Annotated in this window: 1 protein-coding gene; it reads right to left on the bottom strand. The window is 64.2% G+C overall.

The window, feature by feature from the left end; all coding sequences use genetic code 11:
• Window positions 1-243: aldehyde dehydrogenase family protein (locus tag MUA00_RS00230; protein WP_271130452.1), on the bottom strand; the 243-nt coding region annotated here is incomplete at its 3' end.
• Window positions 244-480: the final 237 nt, after the last annotated feature.

The following is a 480-nucleotide window of genomic DNA, read 5'->3' as shown; positions in this document are numbered from 1 at the left end:
GTGGTGTTCCTTGAGCAACGCCTGGTAACGCAGCATCACCCGCGCGCGCTCGGAAACCGGGGTTTCCTTCCAGCTGGCGAAGGTTTCGCGGGCACTGGCCACCGCCTGCTCGATCTGCTCCGCGCTGGCGCAGGCGATCTCCGCCAGGGTGCTGTTGTCGAGGGGATTGCTGACCGGGATGCGCTGGGCGCCGAGACCTTCGACGAAGGCTCCCGCGATGAGGTGGCGGACTGGGACTGACATGAACCCTCCTGCACCGGCCAGGCCGGCTTTTATTGTTGTGGCGGACTGGTACGAGGTCGAGTCGGACCTCGCTTTGGCCAAGAAGCTATCACTGGGCGGAAGGTCGCGAGATCGACTAAATTGTGTTGTTCATGGACTATATTGCGGAGCCGGCTACCGACATGTCGCACACCTCCGACTGGCCCCTGCCGGCCGACAGCCTGCGCTTGCCGATCCCGGCGGCGCTGCTGGAGAAAC

Origin of the sequence: Dryocola boscaweniae (assembly GCF_025215095.1) — a bacterium.
Classification (GTDB): domain Bacteria; phylum Pseudomonadota; class Gammaproteobacteria; order Enterobacterales; family Enterobacteriaceae; genus Dryocola; species Dryocola boscaweniae.
This window is presented reverse-complemented; position numbering and strand designations above follow the sequence as displayed.